We start from the raw sequence: 15,765 nt of genomic DNA, 5'->3' as shown, positions 1-15,765 counted from the left end.
AGAAAAAATCCGTAGAAAACTTCTACGGATTTTTAGAAAAATAGACTATCTTACAAACCAGGTGCTTGTCCTAATTCTGCCGCAAGCATCCAGACTGTTTTTTCAAGGTCAGCCTTAGCACCAACAAAGATATCATTCGTAACATCATCACCTTCTTCATCTGTTACATCCAAAGCTTTTTGGAAAAGAGTGATGAGGTAACGATAAATGTCAAGGACACGTTCCAAACTTTCTTCTACATTGCGGAACTCTCCAACTTCTTCTTCAATTTCACTGTGTTGAAGGAATTCTGTCAAAGTAGAGTATGGTTTTCCACCAAGTGTAATCAAGCGTTCGCTGATTTCATCTAGGTAACCATCAAGGCTATCCATGTATTCATCCATCTTAGGATGCCATACCATAAAACCACGTCCACGCATGTACCAGTGTACTTGATGAAGAGCGATATGTGCTACATACAAGTCTGCAACTGCTTGATTCAAAACTTTCTTTGTATTTACTAGCGCTTCTGCCGCTGATTTAGATAATGTTGCTACATCTTTTAATGCATCTTTTTTCAATTCAACCATTTTTCTCACCTCGTAAAATTATTTTTGTAACCATATTTATTGATTACTACCTCAGTATACTACTCCAAGTAGACAAAAGCAAGGAAATTAACTCACATTAAAAAAGTTGTAATAGACTGATAATTTAAGAATAAGAAAGAGAATTTTTCTAGTTATTTTCTGTGTCTTTCCCAGAAAATTGACTTTGATAAAGGTCATAATAGAAGCCTTTTGCGTTTAAGAGACTTTCGTGATTTCCTTGTTCGATAATCTGCCCATCTTTAAGTACCACTATCTTATCAGCTTCCTGAATCGTAGAAAGTCGATGGGCAATGACAAAGCTAGTTCTTCCCTTCATCAAACGCTTCATAGCCTTTTGAATCAAGAGTTCTAGACGGGTATCGACTGATGAGGTTGCCTCGTCTAAAATTAAGATTTTAGGATCCGCCAAAAGTGCACGCGCGATCGTTAACAACTGTTTCTGTCCAAGAGAAATATTACTTGACTCTTGGTTCATTTCCATGTTGTAGCCACCAGGGAGGGTGCGGATAAAGTGGTCAACATTAGCAGCTTTAGCAGCTTCGACGATTTCCTCATCAGTTGCTTCAAGATTCCCAAAGCGAAGATTTTCCTTGATACTACCTTCATAGAGCCAAGCATCCTGTAGGACCATCCCAAACTGACGACGGTAGTCCTGACGAGACAAGTCTCGAATATCTTGTCCATCCACTAAAATGGCTCCAGCAGTTACATCATAAAAACGCATGAGAAGGTTAATCAAGGTTGTTTTTCCTGCTCCAGTAGGACCAACAATGGCTACCATCTCTCCTGGTTCAACATCCAGATTGAAATTGCGAATCAACGGTTTGTTTTCTACATATTGGAAATCAACATTCCTAAAGCTAACTTGCCCAGTCAAAGGTGATAGTTCTTTCACTTCAAGATCTTGAACTTCCTCCGTTTCATCCAAAACTTCAAAAATACGATCAAGCGAAGACTTGGCGCTCTGCATTTGCCCTGCTAACTGGGTGATGTTTTGGATAGGCTGGCTAACTTGCCAGACGTATTGGACAAAGGCCTGCATATTACCAATCGTCAAACGCCCCGCAATAACCTGTATACCTCCTAAAACTGCAACAATCAGATAAGTCAAATCTGATACGATATGTAGAGCGGGCATCATCAAACCTGAGATAAAGCTAGCCTTAAAGCCAACCTGTTGCAATTCATCGGTAATCTTTTCAAATCTCTCTTGAGAGTTTTCCTCACGTCCGAAAAGTTTTAAAACATTAAAACCAGTCAAGTTTTCCTGTACAAAGCCATTCATACGTCCCAAGATAGCTGCCTGTTGTTTAAAGTACGGTTGCGAACGATTCAGAATCGTTTTAGCACCAAAATAAGTAATCGGAATGGACAAGATGACAATGATAGCCAACTGAAGATTTAGATAGAGAACCATTCCCATCACAAAAAGAATGGTAAAGACGGCATTGACGATCTGTAAGAAAGATTGTTGGAGTGCGTTGGACACAGTCTCTACATCACTGGTAAAACGACCTAACAAATCTCCAAACTGGTGCTTATCGAAGTAGGACACAGGAATGCGATTGATTTTTTTGCTCATTTCATTTCGCAAATCCTGTATCATGGATTGCACAGCATTGGTCATAAAGTAGTTTGAGTAATAAGAACCCAATTCATAAAAAAGCCCACGCAAGAGATAGATAAGTAGAATCACTGCAATATAAGAAGTATTGATACCCGCTCCTGCAACTCCATTTGCCATAGCAAGGAGATTGCTCGTTAACTCTGTGATGGCAAGCCCCAATACGAATGGCTCGATAACACTCATAACAACGCTGATTATTTTCAAGAAAACTGCAAAGAAAACAGAGAAACGGTAGGCTTTTAAATAGCTCCATAGTCGAGCTAGACTAGATTGATTTTGCATCCTTTACCTCCTATTCTTCTGTCAGAGACGCATTTTTTAGCTGCGACTCAGCAATTTCTCGATAGATGTCATTGGTTTCCATCAATTCTTCATGACGGCCACGACCAACGATTTCCCCCTTATCAAGGACGATAATCTGGTCAGCATCCATGATGGTTCCAACACGTTGCGCAACAATCAATACTGTTGCGTCTTGAGTCACTTCCTTGAGACGGCGACGCAAGATTGCATCTGTACGGTAGTCCAAGGCTGAGAATGAATCATCAAAGATGTAGATGTCTGGTCCCTTGATGACTGCTCGGGCGATTGATAAACGTTGCTTCTGACCACCGGATAGGTTGCTTCCCCCTTCAGCCAGATGAGTCGCAAATCCTTCTTCTCGACTTTCGATAAAGTCTTTGGCTTGTGCAACATCAGCTGCTTGGTGCAAATCCTCATGACTAGCATCTTCTTTCCCGTAACGGAGATTATCTGCGATCGTTCCCGTAAAGAGCAAGGCCTTCTGTGGAATAAAACCAATCTTCTGACGAAGCGATTTGAGTCGGTAATCCCGAACATCTACACCATCGACCCTAATTATTCCCAGAGTAACATCATAGAAACGTGGAATCAATTGAACCAGGGTAGACTTACCTGACCCAGTTGAGCCAATAAAAGCAATGGTTTCTCCTGGTTTAGCAGTAAAGGAAATATTATGCAAAACAGGGCTCTCTGTTTCTCCAGGATAGGCAAAGGTCACATTATCAAATTCTAGATAACCGTGAGTTTCTGTTTCTTGAATTCCGTCCTCATTTGGATCAATGGAAATAGGCATGTCCATGATTTCCTTCAAACGCTCACTAGACACAGCCGTACGTGGATACATGGTAAAGAGATTTGACAAGAAAAGGAAGGACAAGAGAGCATGGAAACTATACTCGATAAAGGCCACCAAATCCCCAATCTGCAAATTTCCATGCTTCAGTGGATCAAGGGCAAACCAAACGATAGCCACAATCATAGCGATTATGATTTGGACAAAAAGTGGCTCCGTCAAACCAGTCAATTTGAACAAACGATTCGAATTATTCGCATAGATGGCATTTTTCTCTTCGAAACGATTTTCTTGGAAGTCTTCACGCGCAAAGGCACGAATAACACGCAAACCCATCAAATTTTCACGGACATATTGGTTAATCTTGTCCAGTGTTTTTTGTTGTTTCTCAGATAAGGGGCGCGTTTTCACTGCCACATAAAAAACTACAACAGCTAGAAAAGGAACAGAAAAAGCGACAATCCAAGCTAATGAAGGGCTAGTCAAGAAAATCATGAGAATGCTCGACAGCATCATCATGGGAGTAATGACACCCAACTTAAGGGTTTGTTCTGCAAACTGCATGAGAACAAAGGCATCACTGGTAATACGAGTAACCAGTGAAGATACACCAATCTGTTCATATTCGTGATGAGAATACTCTTGCAACTTAGCATAGACATCATTGCGCATATCCTTAACCATATTGGTAGTCAACTTACTAGCAGCGTAGGATAGGACTATCCGCCCAAATGTTCCCAAGACGATAATGACCAACATGATGACGGCCCAAAAATAGAGCTTTTCTTCATTACCTTGATTGATTCCCTGATCAATCATGCGAGCCAGAACGGTCGGTAGACCTAGATTGACAATGACAAAGAAAACTGCTCCGAGAAAGTCTAAAATCAACCACTTGGGATAACGTTTGAGATAAGACCAAATATACAGCATGATTCTCCTTTCTTTTTCTCCTAAGATGCAGAAAAGAGCGTGCTTTCGCACGCCTTTCTTTCCCTAAGGAACTTTTCTAGACTAGAAAAAATTCCTCTTTCACAAGAATGCTCCAAGTAAAAACAAGACAGGCAGTCAAAGTCACCTAGTACTTTTGACTGTCTGTCTGGAATAAGCTAGATTATTTTACAAAATCAAGCAATGCTAAGAAGCTTTCTGGATCAAGTGATGCACCACCAACAAGAGCTCCGTCAACATCTGGACAAGCCATGTATTCTGCAACGTTTTCAGGTTTAACTGAACCACCGTATTGAACACGTACTTTGTCAGCTACTTCTTGACCAAAGTCAGCAGCTACAACGTCACGAACAACTTTACACATTTTTTGTGCGTCGTCTTGTGAAGCTGATTTACCAGTACCGATAGCCCAGATTGGCTCATAAGCGATAACTGTTGAAGCTACTTGTTCTGCAGTCAATCCTGCAAGAGCAGCAGATACTTGTGCACCTACGAATTCAGCAGCTTTACCTGCTTCGTATGTTTCAAGGCTTTCACCACAACAGATAATTGGAAGCATACCGTTTGCAAAGATCGCTTTTGCTTTTTTGTTGATATCTTCGTCAGTTTCATGGAAGTAGTCACGACGTTCTGAGTGACCGATAACGACGTAGTCAGTACCGATTTCTTTCAAAACTTGTGGGCTAGTTTCACCAGTGAAAGCACCTGCATTTTCAAAGTAGCAGTTTTGAGCAGCAACTTTAAGGTTTGAACCTTTAGCAGCAGCAAGAACAGCTGTCAAATCAAGAGCTGGAGCTGCGATACCCGCTTCAACAAGGTCTGATGAAGGAAGTTTTGAGGCAACGGCTTCAACGAATGCTTTTGCTTCTTCTGGATTTTTGTTCATTTTCCAGTTACCAGCGATAAATGGTTTACGTGACATTTCACATACCTCTTTTTTCATTTTATTTTCTCTTTATTTTATCATAATTTAGGGGCGCTTGCAAATCTTACTCTGTAAGCCAAAAGCTGATTTTCAAAAATTTTCGAGCTGTTATTTCTATTTATGAGATAATTTGCGCTTGGTTAATTTAACCACTGCTTCCGTCCGTGCAGTATGTGGAAACATATCAACTGACTGGATATAGTGTAGGTCATAGACCTCTACCAAACGGACTAAATCACGCGCCAAGGTAGATACATTACAGGAAACATAGACCATCTTTTCAGGAGCGTATTTGACAATGGTATCCAAGAGCTTGTCGTCTAAACCAGTGCGCGGCGGGTCCACAATCAAGGCATCGGCACGATAACCTTCCTTGTACCAACGAGGAATTATTTCTTCTGCAGTTCCAGCCTCATAGTGAGTATTGGTATAACCCATACGCTTAGCATTTTCTTTGGCATCCTCAATGGCTTCTGGAATAATATCCATCCCTCTCAGACTCTTAACTTTTTTGGCAAAGGCAAAACCAATGGTTCCAACACCACAATAGGCATCGATCAAATGGTCCTCCTCAGTCACATCTAAGGCTTTCATGGCTTCACTGTAGAGGACTTCTGTCTGTTCAGGATTGAGCTGGTAAAAAGCTCGAGGAGAAAGAGAAAATTCGTAGTCTAATACACCCTCACGTATACTATCTTGCCCCCAAATAATCTCTGTCTTAGCCCCATAAATCTCACTAGTTTTAGCAGTGTTGGTATTCACAGCCACTGTTACCACTTCAGGATAATCTTTAACTAGGTCTTTCACAAATTGAGTCAGATTCAATTGACGATTGGTCACAATAATGATCTGGACTTGACCAGTTTTTCGCGCTCGACGAACCATGATAGTTCGAACTCCAAGAATTTTCCGTTCATCCGTAATCGGAATTTGATAATAGGTCAAGAGCTCTGCTATACGATTGGCAATAGTTTGCGTTTCCTTGTCTTGAACTAGGCAGTCTTTTAATTCGACCAAATAATGGGAATTTTGAGCATATAAACCTGCCTTCACTTGCCCTTTGAACCTTCGAGTTTGGAATTGCAGTTTAGCCCGATAATATTTTGGTTTCTGCATGCCAAGTGTCGGTCTAATCTCATAGGTTTCGTAACCTGCAGGTGCAAATTTCTTCAGTGCTTGATGTAGAAGATCTGTCTTGAACTCCAACTGCTTGTCATAATGTAGGTGCATGATTTGACAACCTCCACACTCATTATAAATGGTGCAGTCTGGAACCACTCGAAACTTAGATTTTTTATTAACCTCAAGGAGTTTAGCCTCAACGTAGTTACGCTTAACTGAAGTCACCTGACAATAGATATCTTCTCCCTTGAGGGCGCCTGGAACAAAAACAAGGGTTTTCTGGAAAAAACCAATACCTTCCCCGTTAATCCCCATACGCTTAATTTTTAATGGAATTTTTTGTTTGACTTTTAAATTCATACCCCTATCTTATCACAAAATGCGCTATAATAGAAACATGAAAATCACAAAACTAGAAAAGAAAAAACGACTCTATCTGCTAGAACTTGATAGCGACCAAACCTGCTACATTACAGAGGATACCATTGTTCGCTTTCTGTTGACCAAGGATAAGGAAATTAGTCCCGAAGAGTTTACAGAGATTCAGACCTTCGCACAATTTTCCTACGGAAAAAATCTAGCCCTCTACCACTTATCCTTCAAGGCTCGAACCGAAAAGGAAGTCCGAGATTATCTGATCAAACATGAAATTGATGAAAAAATCATTCCTCAAGTCATTCAGTCTCTAAAGGATGACAACTGGATCAGTGACCGTCAGTATGCCTATGCTATCATCAATTCCAATCAGCTATCTGGTGACAAGGGAAGCTACATGCTGATACAAAAAATTTCTCAAAAAGGAGTTGCTAAATCCATTATCCAAGAAGTTTTACAAGAATTTGACATGATGGAAGTCGCAGAGCGTACAGCTGAAAAACTACTGAGAAAATATCAGGGTAAATTGCCTGCCCGTGCTTTACAAGATAAGATTATCCAAAGTCTGACCAACAAAGGATTTTCTTACTCGGAGGCCAAAGTAGCCTTTGATCAGCTGGATATCCAGCTAGAAGAGGAAAACGTTCAGGAACTAATTTTCAAAGAGTTAGACAAGCAATATCGGAAATATTCACGAAAGTATGAAGGATACGAACTTGAACAGCGTTTGACCCAAGTTTTAGCTCGAAAAGGCTTTGATTTTTCGGACATAGCTAGCGCTCTCAGAGAATATCTTTAATATTTTCGTGTAAAATTCAAAAAAATTAGACCGATTTATGATATAATAGTAAACGATAAACTTATAAATTGTAGAAAGTTGGTTAGTTATGAAACTTCCAAAAGAAGGCGACTTTATTACAATTCAAAGTTATAAGCATGATGGGAGTCTCCACCGTACTTGGCGAGACACCATGGTACTAAAAACAACAGAGAACGCTATTATCGGCGTCAATGACCATACACTCGTTACCGAGAGTGATGGTCGTCGTTGGGTGACTAGAGAACCGGCTATTGTTTACTTTCACAAGAAATATTGGTTTAATATTATCGCTATGATTCGTGATAATGGTATTTCCTACTACTGCAATATGGCAAGTCCTTACTATCTAGACGAAGAAGCTTTAAAATACATTGACTATGATTTGGATGTTAAAGTTTTTACAGATGGTGAGAAACGCCTCTTGGACGTTGAGGAATATGAACGACATAAGCGAAAAATGAAGTATTCTTCTGACTTAGACTATATTTTGAAAGAGCATGTCAAGATTCTTGTTGATTGGATTAACAATGAACGAGGCCCCTTCTCAGAAGCCTATGTCAACATTTGGTACAAACGCTACGTAGAACTAAAGAATCGGTAAAGTTGTCAAACTAGGGTGTCTGCCCTAGTTTTTTTATAATCAAAAAACCTGCCTAATTTGGCAGGCTTTCGTTTAAATGTCTAATTTCGTAACGGTAAATTTGATATGGGAATAATCTTTCTCGATATCCTTATCTACCATAAAGGCTGTTGCATCCTTCTTGACCTGCACCAAGTCGATATTCTGGGCTTGAGCGGCATAGACACAACCACAGTAACATTGGCGATAAATATCGTACTCTTCACACATTTCTACAGAACGTTTATAGCCTTGATTCTTCTTGAAATCACTCGGAAGATAATGAGTTGTGTAGATTTTCTGCACATCGATCCCGATACTATTGATGGTTTGTGAATTTTTGTGAGGACTGATGGTTAGGGCTGAACCGAAGTAGTCAAAGCCCAAGTCCATAGCTACCTGCGCTGTCTTATCCAAACGATAGTCAAAACAAACCTTGCAGCGATCGCCACCTTCAGGTTCTTCTTCCAAACCACGGACCAATTTACGGTATTCATTGGGTTCGTATGGTGCTTCTAGGTATTGGACGTTATTGCCAGTTCGCTCATTAAAATCACTGACAAACTTTTGGGTCACATAAGCACGCTTATAATATTCTGCCTTGGGATGGATATTGGAATTAGCAAAATAAATGGTCACATCGGCATACTTAGTCAAGTACTCTAAAGTGTAGGTACTGCAGGGAGCACAACAGACGTGCATGAGAATAGTTGGTCTTTCTTCATTTTTTTCCCAAACTTGGACCATCTTTTGCATGACACGGTCATAGTTGATCTTTTGATTGGGATTCATCTTGCTGAGAATTTCTTCTACATCAATCATGCTCTTCTCCTTTTCTTCTTGTTATTTTATCACAAGAAGGCTCTTTGGGCAAATAGGATTTCGTGCTCTATTCAGTTTTTAAGTCCTGATTTAATAGCTTGCCCATCCTTTTTAGACTGATTATTAATATAGGATAAATTAAAAGTAAGATAAGGCCTAGAACTAAAAAGACAGCTACAAGACCCCAACGATCAATCAACCAACCTGTCAATGGGAAAATGACAATCATGGAAAGACTAAAGAGCATGGAATTGATACTAAGCATAGTTGCTCTTACACTGGAAGGTAAATAACCTTGTAAGTCATTGAAATAGATAGGCTGATAAACTGCATATAGTCCATTAGTCAAGAGATAGATCAATAGATAAGCCAAGGGTGTACCAATAACTACAAATAACAAGGTCAAGCCCGTTAGTACAACAAGAATCGGAAAAACTCGATTGCTATTCCATTTTTTACCGATTTGACTAGCTACATAAACCGCCAATAGATTTAGCAAACTACCAATCAGCATAACCAGTGAAACCTGCCATCCTGCTAAGTCACTTATTTTCTGCTGATAGTAAAAGTAAAACATGCACATGAGTGTTCCGACTAGCTGATAAGTCATCATCCAGTAAAAGAGTACTGGTTTTTCCTGCCATTCTTTTCGAACTTGCAGGACAATCGTTTTAAAGGTTAAGACTTCATTTCTTCCTCTCTTAGCCATAGGTTCTTTCATAAAATAAATCAAGATTATAGAAAGAAAAGATAATCCAATAGCAATTAGATAGGTCCAAGCCAATGCTCCGTGAATAAAGAAGCCTGCGACAACTGTACCTAGGGTTCGGGTGACTTCTGCCACACCAGACAAAAAGCTAGAAATCTGAAGATATCGGTCCTTTTGACCCGCTTCAACCGCCGAATCATATAAGAAAGCGGTGCTAGTCCCCGAGTCAAAATTGTAGGACCAGGCATTGACCATCATGGCAAGAGCATAGATCCAAAAATTCCCCTGACCAAACAAAATCAAGATAGAGGACACAATACTGGCCAAGCGAGCCAAATAGAGATTGGTCTTGTAGCTAAATCGATCGGCCAACATACCAGATGGGATTTCACATAAGAGACTTGTCCCATGAAAGATACTCTCTAATAGACCGATTTGAAGTAAGGAAAGACCATTTTGAATAAAGAATAAAATCCAAAAACTAGTAATTCCAAAATAAGATGTGAATTCCAGACCTGCTAGGAGTGGAATATTGCGTTTGTAAGTTCTTTTAAACATCGTTTTCTCTCTTTCAATATGTAATATGATTGTTTCTAAAAGACTTACTGAGATTTGCCTACATTTTCTCCACCTCTTTCATTTAAAGTGAGAGTGGGACAGAAATCGGTAATTCGTTAGAATTCGATTTCGTCGTCCAACCTCCGCACAGTTGAGTAGGGCTGTAAAAGCTGATGAAAGCAGCGTAGTAGAGCCCAATCAACCACTGCGTCTTGCTCGACAATCCAAAAGACAATTGAGAGGCTAGGACTTTTGTCCCAGCCTCATATTTATTAAGGTTTGATACGATGCAACATACGTGGGAATGGAATAGCTTCACGGATGTGTTTCGTTCCTGCTGCAAAAGTTACCATACGCTCGATCCCGATACCAAAGCCACCGTGTGGAACAGTACCGTATTTACGAAGGTCAAGGTAGAATTCGTACTCTGTACGATCCATACCAAGTTCTTCCATCTTAGCAACAAGGGCATCGTAATCTTCCTCACGCATAGAACCACCGATGATTTCTCCGTAACCTTCTGGTGCGAGCAAGTCTGCACAAAGCACGCGCTCAGGATTTCCAGGAACTGGTTTCATGTAGAAGGCCTTGATAGCTGCTGGGTAGTTCATGACAAAGGTTGGTACACCAAAGTGGTTTGAAATCCACGTTTCGTGTGGTGAACCAAAGTCATCTCCATGCTCCAAATGCTCGTAGTCTGCGTCTTCATCATTTTCATGCTCTTGCAAGAGGTCAATAGCTTCATCGTAAGTAATGCGTTTGAAGGGCTCTGCAATGTAGCGTTTCAAAAGCTCTGTATCACGTTCCAAGGTTTCCAAGGCTTGAGGAGCACGGTCCAAAACACCTTGGAGCAAAGCTTTAACATATGCTTCTTGCAAGTCAAGTGACTCATCATGTGTCAAGTAAGAATACTCCGCATCCATCATCCAGAACTCAGTCAAGTGACGGCGCGTTTTTGATTTTTCAGCACGGAATACTGGACCAAAGTCAAAGACACGACCAAGGGCCATAGCACCTGCTTCTAGGTAAAGCTGACCTGATTGGCTCAAGTAGGCTGGTGTCCCAAAGTAGTCTGTTTCAAAAAGTTCTGTAGAGTCCTCAGCTGCATTTCCTGAAAGAATTGGGCTATCAAACTTCATAAAGCCGTTCTTATCAAAGAACTCATAAGTTGCATAGATAATAGCGTTACGGATTTGCATCACTGCTACTTGTTTGCGTGAACGCAACCATAAGTGGCGGTTATCCATCAAGAAGTCTGTTCCGTGCTCTTTTGGAGTGATTGGGTAGTCTTGTGATTCACCGATGACTTCGATGTCTGTGATATCGAGTTCATAGCCAAACTTAGAACGCTCATCTTCTTTGACAATCCCTGTCACATAAACAGAAGTCTCTTGGCTCAAGTGTTTGATGGTTTCAAATTTTTCAAGACCAACTTCTTCACCAAATTTTTCTACAAAGTTTGGTTTGAAGGCTACACCTTGGAAGAAGGCAGTTCCGTCACGCAATTGCAAAAAGGCAATTTTCCCTTTTCCTGATTTGTTGGCAACCCAAGCGCCAATCGTCACTTCTTGACCAACGTAGTCTTTTACTTCGATAATTGTTACACGTTTTGTCATGTTTTATCTTCCTTTTTTTGTTTAACTTGTCTAAAGACATTATTACTCACTATTTTACCACAAATAGACTCTGATAGCTAGCTTCTACTGGAGAAATTTCGCGAGAATTTCGTTACAAAAAATCTCCGTCAAGACGACGAAGATCTTATTTTTATTTTTCCATAAATTGGTGCAAGCGACGAATGGCTTCTTTGAGTGTATCTAAGTCTGTCGCATAGCTGAGACGGACATTCTCTGGTGCTCCAAATCCCGCTCCTGTAATCAAGGCCAGACCTACTTCCTCAAGAATGGCCGTGGTAAATGCTGTTACATCTGTATAACCTTTCATTTCCATAGCTTTTTTAACATTTGGGAAGAGGTAGAAAGCTCCTTGCGGTTTGACCACTTCAAAGCCAGGGACTTGACACAAGAGTGGATAGATGGTATTGAGACGTTCCTCGAAAGCCTGACGCATAATTTCTACAGAGTCTTGTGGACCAGTTAGCGCTTCGATTGTTGCATATTGAGATACAGCAGTTAAGTTAGAAGTCGTTTGACCGGTCAATTTGCTCATAGCAGCAATAATTTCTGGGTCACCTACTGCATAACCTACCCGCCAACCAGTCATAGCATATGCCTTAGACACTCCATTGATGACAATGGTTTGTTTGCGAATAGCTTCTGAAAGACTGGAGATTGGGACAAATTCATGACCGTTATAGACCAAACGTCCATAAATATCATCGGCTAGGATCAGAATATCATGATCAACAGCCCAGTTTCCAATAGCTAACAATTCCTCTCGAGAGTATATCATACCGGTAGGATTAGATGGTGAGTTCAGAACCAAGACTTTGGTCTTATCTGTACGAGCCGCTTCTAATTGCTCCACGGTTACTTTAAAGTGATTGTCTTCCTTAGCTTGGATAAATACAGGAACGCCTTCTGCCATCTTAACCTGGTCCCCATAGCTAACCCAATATGGTGTTGGAATGATTACCTCATCTCCAGGGTTGATAACAGCCATAAAGAAAGTATAAAGGGAGAACTTGGCACCTGTAGCAAAAGTGACCTCATTAGCTGCCACAGAATATCCATAATAAAGTTCAAAATAAGTATTAACCGCTGCTTTCAATTCAGGCAAACCCGAAGCCACCGTATAGAAAGAAGCACGTCCATCTCGAATAGCTGCAACAGCAGCATCCTGAATATTTTCAGGTGTATGAAAATCAGGCTGACCTAAAGTCAAGAAAAGGACGTCTTTTCCTTCAGCCTTTAACTTCTTTGCTCTTGCATCACTAGCCAGAGTGACACTTTCTTCCATTTCTAAGACACGTTTGGATAGTTTCATAGCTTCTCCTTTTCGATTAGGCTACCAGATTCAAAATCTACTAGATAATAGTTTCCTCCAGATTTGATTTCCCAGACGGGCTTGTCAGCATACCGTCCAAAGGTAATCTTATCAATCTCAGTTGCTCCTTTTTCTCTGACAACTGCTTCTGCTTTTTCTTGAGAAGTACCATTTTCTAGTTGATATACGTAAATATTATTGTTGTTTTTTTCTATTAAAACAGCAACTGGTTTCTGATTTTTATCTTGACCAAGAACACTATAATAGCTTTCTAAGCCATTGAATACATCCACTTGGTTTACCGTTTCTAGATTCGCATACTGCTTAGCAAGCTTCTCTCCTTCAAACTTAGCAGTTCGATATGGCTTCATGCTGATCCATACTAAATAAAGAAAGGAGGAAGTGATGACTAGAGTTAACAACGTGATACCAATAATGTACTGAAATAATAGGGAATTTTTTTCTTTTTTCTGTCTCTGTTTCACTCGTCTATTTTACCATCTATCCTATTGAATTACAAGTGAAGAAAGGGGATGAATCTAGATTTTCAATACATTTTTAGGAGATCATGACACAACTTCAAGCATTGTTTTTATAGACTTTCCCACGGTCTTAATTCTTAAATGGAATCTTACATTTTATTGATTTTATTTTTTTTGAGCGTATTTCTTGCAAATGACTTTGTTTTGTTGTAACATATTTTGTGACAACAGATTAATTCTGATAAAAAAATTTAAAGGAGACTCCCTATGTCTAAAAAAATATTATTTATCGTTGGCTCACTTCGTGAAGGTTCATTCAACCACCAAATGGCACTAGAAGCTGAAAAAGCTCTTGAAGGCAAAGCTGAGGTTAGCTATCTTGACTACTCAGCCATTCCTCTATTTAGCCAAGACCTTGAAGTCCCAACCCTTCCAGCTGTTGCTGCTGCTCGTGAAGCAGTTCAAGCTGCTGATGCAATCTGGATTTTTTCTCCAGTCTATAACTTCTCAATTCCTGGAACAGTGAAAAACTTGCTAGATTGGCTTTCACGCGCCATTGACTTATCTGACACTCGTGGAGCTTCTGCTCTTCAAGATAAGATTGTTACTGTATCTTCTGTAGCAAATGCAGGACACGATCAACTCTTTGCAATCTACAAAGACCTTCTACCATTTATCCGTACACAAGTTGTTGGTGATTTTACCGCAGCTCGTGTCAATGATTCTGCTTGGGCAGATGGTAAACTAGTCCTTGAAGATAGCGTCGCTGCTTCTCTAGAAAAACAAGCTGAAGACTTGGTACAGGCTATTCAATAGTCTCATGTAAAAGAAAAAGATAGTAGAAAATTTTCTACTATCTTTTTTGTTAATCAACAAGTTCTGGAATCATACTATGTTTGAGTGGTAGACTACACATCACTAGAAGAAAGATAAAGGCTGATTGAATCCAAAAGAGGGCCAGATCAAAAATTCCATGTACAGCAACTACTGTTAAAAATGAAAGATAAAGTCCAAGAATAGGTCGTTTACTTGGTACTTGACTCATATCAATCAACATACGGATTGGATCTGAAGAAGCAATCCCTAATAATACCGTTCCTACTACACCGTAACTCAATATCGTATCGATATAGATACTATGCGCATGTTCATGATAAGGAGCAAAAATACGGGGGTACGAATGCATGTAAGTTAGCGGACCTTCACCCCAGAACGGATTTTGTTTGAATAGGGTCATACCTGCATTCCAGATAGACACTCGTTCTTCCATAGACGAATCGAGCGTTCCCATTCGAACTCCCAAATCACTCGAAAAGAGAAAGGCTAGACCAACACCAAAGACTCCGATACTTAGCCATAAGGCACGCCAGTTCTTAATGGTAGTGAAAAGATAAACAATCGCAGCAAAGATAATGGCTGGAAAAGCTGTTCTATTTTGAGTGAAATTCAAGCCAAACAAATTCGCAAAAATCGCAATGAGAGAGAAAATTCTCAACCATCTCAATCTAGTCGTACTAATTAAGTAAAATCCAATCATGATACAGAAGCAACAGATTATTCCATAATAATTAGGATTAAAGAAGGCTACTTCTGCACGGTTCTGATGCCAGACCTGCATCTTAGGTGATAAGAAAGTATAATCAAATTTCTTTACAATTTGAAAATGCTCTAAAGCTGCAAAAACTGATGCTAGCACACTAAGCGACAAAACCGATTGTAATACTAATCTAAAAAACTTAGGCGTTAGATGGGCTTGATAATAATAAAAGAAAATCGCAAAGAGGAACATCCCTAAGGTAGCAACCATTCCCATCACATTTTGTGCTAAAAGAGAGATAGCACCACTATAGCCAATAAATAAGAGTAAGATAGAATGGTGGGATAATCGTTTTAAGATTCCCTTCATCTCTCCTGTAAATATGAGACCTATTAAGTAGGCAATAAAAATGATGACGAAAATATAAAAAGGCAAGAAAATACTTAGAATAACACCTAACAAGACTAGTTCTTGCTTGGATAAGCCTTTCAATTTTTCAATGATACCTATTGATTTCACAACAGATCCTTTCTCTCTGCGCTAAAAAACGCAGATAAATAAACTATTAAAACATTTTACCATTTTT

Annotated in this window: 14 protein-coding genes; 3 read left to right on the top strand and 11 right to left on the bottom strand. The window is 39.8% G+C overall.

Going from position 1 to position 15,765, the window contains the following annotated elements; all coding sequences use genetic code 11:
• Positions 1-50: 50 nt before the first annotated feature.
• The 5 genes from NGI26_RS01285 to rlmD all read right to left on the bottom strand — a co-directional run bounded on the left by NGI26_RS01285 (position 51) and on the right by rlmD (position 6,671).
• Positions 51-569 (bottom strand): Dps family protein, encoded by a 519-nt coding sequence (locus NGI26_RS01285; protein ID WP_251934997.1) that lies wholly within the window; start codon positions 567-569, stop codon positions 51-53.
• Between the two features lie 148 nt (positions 570-717).
• On the bottom strand, positions 718-2,499 hold the full coding sequence (locus NGI26_RS01280) for an ABC transporter ATP-binding protein (RefSeq protein WP_251934995.1): 1,782 nt from the start codon (positions 2,497-2,499) through the stop codon (positions 718-720).
• A gap of 10 nt (positions 2,500-2,509) precedes the next feature.
• Complete coding sequence (locus NGI26_RS01275) at positions 2,510-4,246, bottom strand: ABC transporter ATP-binding protein (RefSeq protein WP_251934993.1); 1,737 nt, start codon at positions 4,244-4,246, stop codon at positions 2,510-2,512.
• Positions 4,247-4,427: 181 nt separating this feature from the next.
• Complete coding sequence (tpiA, locus tag NGI26_RS01270) at positions 4,428-5,186, bottom strand: triose-phosphate isomerase (RefSeq protein ID WP_251934991.1); 759 nt, start codon at positions 5,184-5,186, stop codon at positions 4,428-4,430.
• Positions 5,187-5,303: 117 nt separating this feature from the next.
• Positions 5,304-6,671, bottom strand: a complete 1,368-nt coding sequence (gene rlmD, locus NGI26_RS01265; protein ID WP_251934989.1) for a 23S rRNA (uracil(1939)-C(5))-methyltransferase RlmD — start codon at positions 6,669-6,671, stop codon at positions 5,304-5,306.
• A 37-nt stretch (positions 6,672-6,708) separates the two neighbouring features.
• Here rlmD and recX point away from each other — a divergent pair, with 37 nt between their 5' ends.
• Both recX and ntdP read left to right on the top strand, forming a co-directional pair.
• Positions 6,709-7,485, top strand: a complete 777-nt coding sequence (gene recX / locus NGI26_RS01260; protein WP_251934986.1) for a recombination regulator RecX — start codon at positions 6,709-6,711, stop codon at positions 7,483-7,485.
• Positions 7,486-7,573: 88 nt separating this feature from the next.
• The gene (gene ntdP, locus NGI26_RS01255; RefSeq protein ID WP_049504712.1) at positions 7,574-8,107 is read left to right on the top strand and encodes a nucleoside tri-diphosphate phosphatase; all 534 of its coding nucleotides are present in this window, start codon (positions 7,574-7,576) and stop codon (positions 8,105-8,107) included.
• Positions 8,108-8,179: 72 nt separating this feature from the next.
• Here the strand turns inward: ntdP and NGI26_RS01250 are convergent, their stop codons facing one another.
• From NGI26_RS01250 to NGI26_RS01230, 5 genes are all read right to left on the bottom strand, one after another.
• Positions 8,180-8,947 (bottom strand): epoxyqueuosine reductase QueH, encoded by a 768-nt coding sequence (locus NGI26_RS01250; RefSeq protein ID WP_251934984.1) that lies wholly within the window; start codon positions 8,945-8,947, stop codon positions 8,180-8,182.
• A gap of 67 nt (positions 8,948-9,014) precedes the next feature.
• On the bottom strand, positions 9,015-10,214 hold the full coding sequence (locus NGI26_RS01245; protein ID WP_251934982.1) for an MFS transporter: 1,200 nt from the start codon (positions 10,212-10,214) through the stop codon (positions 9,015-9,017).
• Between the two features lie 272 nt (positions 10,215-10,486).
• Positions 10,487-11,830 (bottom strand): asparagine--tRNA ligase, encoded by a 1,344-nt coding sequence (gene asnS / locus NGI26_RS01240; protein WP_251934980.1) that lies wholly within the window; start codon positions 11,828-11,830, stop codon positions 10,487-10,489.
• Between the two features lie 151 nt (positions 11,831-11,981).
• Positions 11,982-13,160 carry a pyridoxal phosphate-dependent aminotransferase gene (locus NGI26_RS01235; protein WP_251934978.1) on the bottom strand — a complete coding sequence of 393 codons (1,179 nt, stop codon included), beginning with the start codon at positions 13,158-13,160 and terminating at the stop codon, positions 11,982-11,984.
• A complete protein-coding gene (locus NGI26_RS01230) occupies positions 13,157-13,645 on the bottom strand; it encodes a cell wall elongation regulator TseB-like domain-containing protein (protein ID WP_251934976.1) in 489 nt (162 codons plus the stop codon). The genes NGI26_RS01235 and NGI26_RS01230 overlap by 4 nt, the downstream gene beginning before the upstream one ends.
• Positions 13,646-13,909: 264 nt before the next feature.
• Between NGI26_RS01230 and NGI26_RS01225 the strand changes: the two genes are divergently transcribed.
• A complete protein-coding gene (locus tag NGI26_RS01225; RefSeq protein WP_251934974.1) occupies positions 13,910-14,458 on the top strand; it encodes an NADPH-dependent FMN reductase in 549 nt (182 codons plus the stop codon).
• A gap of 49 nt (positions 14,459-14,507) precedes the next feature.
• Here NGI26_RS01225 and NGI26_RS01220 read toward each other — a convergent pair whose 3' ends face one another.
• Positions 14,508-15,698: an O-antigen ligase family protein gene (locus NGI26_RS01220; protein ID WP_251934972.1), complete on the bottom strand. Its 1,191-nt coding sequence runs from the start codon at positions 15,696-15,698 to the stop codon at positions 14,508-14,510.
• Positions 15,699-15,765: the final 67 nt, after the last annotated feature.

Origin of the sequence: Streptococcus sp. Marseille-Q0941, assembly GCF_943736975.1 — a bacterium.
Classification (GTDB): Bacteria; Bacillota; Bacilli; order Lactobacillales; family Streptococcaceae; genus Streptococcus.
Note: the sequence above shows the minus strand (reverse complement) of the source record. Positions and strands in the feature narration are given on the sequence as shown.

Coding starts and splice junctions, on each gene's coding strand:
- NGI26_RS01285 (WP_251934997.1), bottom strand. CDS start 569: ATGGTTGAATTGAAAAAAGATGCATTAAAAGATGTAGCAACATTATCT.
- NGI26_RS01280 (WP_251934995.1), bottom strand. CDS start 2,499: ATGCAAAATCAATCTAGTCTAGCTCGACTATGGAGCTATTTAAAAGCC.
- NGI26_RS01275 (WP_251934993.1), bottom strand. CDS start 4,246: ATGCTGTATATTTGGTCTTATCTCAAACGTTATCCCAAGTGGTTGATT.
- tpiA (WP_251934991.1), bottom strand. CDS start 5,186: ATGTCACGTAAACCATTTATCGCTGGTAACTGGAAAATGAACAAAAAT.
- rlmD (WP_251934989.1), bottom strand. CDS start 6,671: ATGAATTTAAAAGTCAAACAAAAAATTCCATTAAAAATTAAGCGTATG.
- recX (WP_251934986.1), top strand. CDS start 6,709: ATGAAAATCACAAAACTAGAAAAGAAAAAACGACTCTATCTGCTAGAA.
- ntdP (WP_049504712.1), top strand. CDS start 7,574: ATGAAACTTCCAAAAGAAGGCGACTTTATTACAATTCAAAGTTATAAG.
- NGI26_RS01250 (WP_251934984.1), bottom strand. CDS start 8,947: ATGATTGATGTAGAAGAAATTCTCAGCAAGATGAATCCCAATCAAAAG.
- NGI26_RS01245 (WP_251934982.1), bottom strand. CDS start 10,214: ATGTTTAAAAGAACTTACAAACGCAATATTCCACTCCTAGCAGGTCTG.
- asnS (WP_251934980.1), bottom strand. CDS start 11,830: ATGACAAAACGTGTAACAATTATCGAAGTAAAAGACTACGTTGGTCAA.
- NGI26_RS01235 (WP_251934978.1), bottom strand. CDS start 13,160: ATGAAACTATCCAAACGTGTCTTAGAAATGGAAGAAAGTGTCACTCTG.
- NGI26_RS01225 (WP_251934974.1), top strand. CDS start 13,910: ATGTCTAAAAAAATATTATTTATCGTTGGCTCACTTCGTGAAGGTTCA.